General features: G+C 63.5%; 2 protein-coding genes and 1 tRNA gene. 1 reads left to right on the forward strand and 2 read right to left on the reverse strand.

Translation table 11 applies throughout. The features are described from left to right. The first annotated feature begins 131 nt into the window (after positions 1-131). Positions 132-207 (forward strand) — tRNA-His (locus EYQ35_06510). A gap of 28 nt (positions 208-235) precedes the next feature. Here EYQ35_06510 and EYQ35_06515 read toward each other — a convergent pair. Then, on the reverse strand, positions 236-1,369 hold the full coding sequence (locus tag EYQ35_06515) for a glycosyltransferase family 1 protein (protein HIF63786.1): 1,134 nt from the start codon (positions 1,367-1,369) through the stop codon (positions 236-238). Continuing rightward, positions 1,366-2,331 carry a CDP-glycerol glycerophosphotransferase family protein gene (locus EYQ35_06520; GenBank protein HIF63787.1) on the reverse strand — a complete coding sequence of 322 codons (966 nt, stop codon included), beginning with the start codon at positions 2,329-2,331 and terminating at the stop codon, positions 1,366-1,368. Before EYQ35_06520 ends, EYQ35_06515 begins: the two co-directional genes overlap by 4 nt. Positions 2,332-2,572 lie beyond the last annotated feature (241 nt).

The raw sequence follows: 2,572 nt of genomic DNA on the forward strand, positions 1-2,572 counted from the left end.
CCAGGTTGGGCTCACGCTGCGTCACGAAGAGGCGATCACGCGTTGGGAAAAAGACCACGGCATCGACTGACCCCGTAGTCTTTACAGCACCGCGTGTTCTGGCTAACTTCGCGTTTCCTGCGGTGCGTACGGTGAGCGTAGCTCAGTTGGTAGAGCCCCGGATTGTGATTCCGGTGGTCGCGGGTTCAAATCCCGTCGCTCACCCCACCGGGCCCGCCCCCGCAGCGGGTCAACCTCATGGCCGGCCGTCGGCGATCAGCTCGCGGTAGAGAGCCAGCGTTTTCTCAACCGTCGCCTCCACGCTGAAATGACTCGCTATTCGTTGTCTGGCGGCCTCTCCCATCGCCCGGTTGCGCTCAGGGTCGGCCGCGAGATAGTTCACCGCATCGCTTATGGCAACCGCTGACGCCGGCTCGATGACCAGCCCCGACTCGCCGTCCACGATGAGCTCCTTGCTGCCGCCCGCGCTGGTCACGACCGGCGTCACCCCGTAGGCCATACCCTCGATCACCGCGCGCGGCAGTCCCTCGCGCTTGAGCGTGGGCAACACGCACACGTCGCAAGCCGCCTGCACCTGGGCCGCGTCGCTGCGAAACCCAACAAGATGGATCCTATCGCGCGCAGGACTGGCCGCGATAGAGGCGAGCGTCTTTTTCACATGAACACTCCCTATCAGCAGCAGGTGTACCGGGCTGCCTTCGCAGCGCATGGCGGGCAGGGCATCGACAAGATACGACAAGCCCTTGCGCGGCCGCTCGTTGACCAGGCAGGCAACCAGGAAGGCATCATCGGGCACACCCAGCTCTGCGCGCGCAACCGGGGGCTCCTGGTACCAGTCAAGGTCGTGGCCCTTGGCTATGGTGACCGCCTTGCCGACGGGGAAACGCCACCAGGGCAGGTGAAGTTGCGTGTCAAAAAACTCGCGGGCCGCGTCGCACACGCAAGCTATACCATCGAGGCGCGGGTGCAGGTAGGTAGCCCAGGCCATCGGGTCAAACACCGACACGTTGCCAACAGTGCCACGATAGACAAGCACCCCGGTGCCGCTACCCCTGGCCGCAGGCAACACGTTCTGCAAGGCGTGGGCGTTGAACGCGTGCACTATGTCGTAGCCACCACCGGCCAGCCGATCACTCAGTGCCCGGCGCGCGGCAAAATCAAAACGGCTGCCGATGGCCAAGTGGCTGACCCTGATACCCGCGTCCACCATCAGCTGTCGCGTCGGCGCGGTTTCGGGACACATGATTTCTATTTCTACGCCCGCGCGTTTGAGGCCCACCAGGGCCATGGTCTGCGGCAGGTCACTGTGAAAGCGATTGCTGTGACCCGTTACTACGAGAACCTTTATCGGCAGGTCCGAAACGGTCATACGCCCAGCCTGGCCAGCCGCCGACGAACCCTCCAGTTGCGCCAGAGGTTGAGTGGTTTCTTTAGCAGCTGATCACTGCCCTCGGCAATGAACTCATCAACCGCGGCAAGCACGCGTTCACTCGCCCGCCCGTCGCGGGCCGGGTGTATGGCGTCGGTGTATTCTTTTATCGCCGCCATCAAGCCGGTGGGTCGTTGCAGCGCCCGCTCTATGGCCGATTCCAGCAAGGCGGGCTCATCGATGTCTATAAGCTCGGGCCCCGGCCGGCGGTTCTTGAATGTGACCACCGGCTTCTGCCAGAGCAGGAACTCCGACAGGGCCGACGACGTGTCTGAAACCATCACGTCCGCACGAGGAAACACGTCGAGTATGTTGTCGTCCTCGTTGAACTCGAGATTCTCACCCACCAGCGAGCGATAGCGCGCCACGGTGTCGCTGTTGGTCTTGGGATGCAGGCAGACAATCCAGCGCCAGCGCCCCGTGGCCGACATGCGGCTTACTTGCTCGAACAGTACTCCCGCCGCGCTCCAGGACGGCGAAAAGGTCGAGTGGTAGAGCACGACCGGTTTGTCGCCTGCACGCGAGTTTGCGAAGCCGGCGTAGGGGTCGAGCTTGGGCCAGCCGGTCTCCTTGACGCCGAAGTAGCCGAGCGAGTCGGCCAGTCGCTCAAACGCAGCCGTGTCTCCCGGCCCGGTGGTGCAATAGAGGTCATAAAAACCCCGGACATAAACGTGCTTGGGTTTGCCGGCGTCGAATCCATGAAAAACGGCTACCTTAACGCCCGGGAAAAATCCCGGCACGTGGTTGCCCGGCGCAAAAACGGCGGCGGGAGAAAAATCCATCACCTCGCCCACGCTACCCAGCACGCGCTCGCCCGTCGCGAGTTCGTCTGCGCCGGGACCGTCAAAAAACCACGCCGCTTCGTCTCCGCGAGCACGGATGGCTGCCTGCAGGGGCCGCATTATTCCAAGCGCGTAGCGTTCGGACGCGTAGAGCAGGTAATGCTTCACAGGCGCACCTTGTGCCGAGCCAGCTCGTCGGCCGCTGTCTGCCGGGAGTCCGGGTTGCGCGCCATTTCGTACAGCCTCAGGCGTTTGTACGCCGCGTAGGCAGCCGCGATATACGACACCGCGAGACCCCGGCGCCCGTCGGGTACGACCAGGCGCAGCATCTTGAGCTGCTTGTGCACCAACGACGGACTGG

The organism is Candidatus Binatota bacterium (assembly GCA_012960245.1).
GTDB lineage: Bacteria > Desulfobacterota > Binatia > UBA1149 > UBA1149 > UBA1149.

Bases quoted from the DNA above. Each gene is read 5' to 3' on its own strand.
- EYQ35_06515 (HIF63786.1), bottom strand. From the start codon at position 1,369: ATGACCGTTTCGGACCTGCCGATAAAGGTTCTCGTAGTAACGGGTCAC.
- EYQ35_06520 (HIF63787.1), bottom strand. From the start codon at position 2,331: ATGCGGCCCCTGCAGGCAGCCATCCGTGCTCGCGGAGACGAAGCGGCG.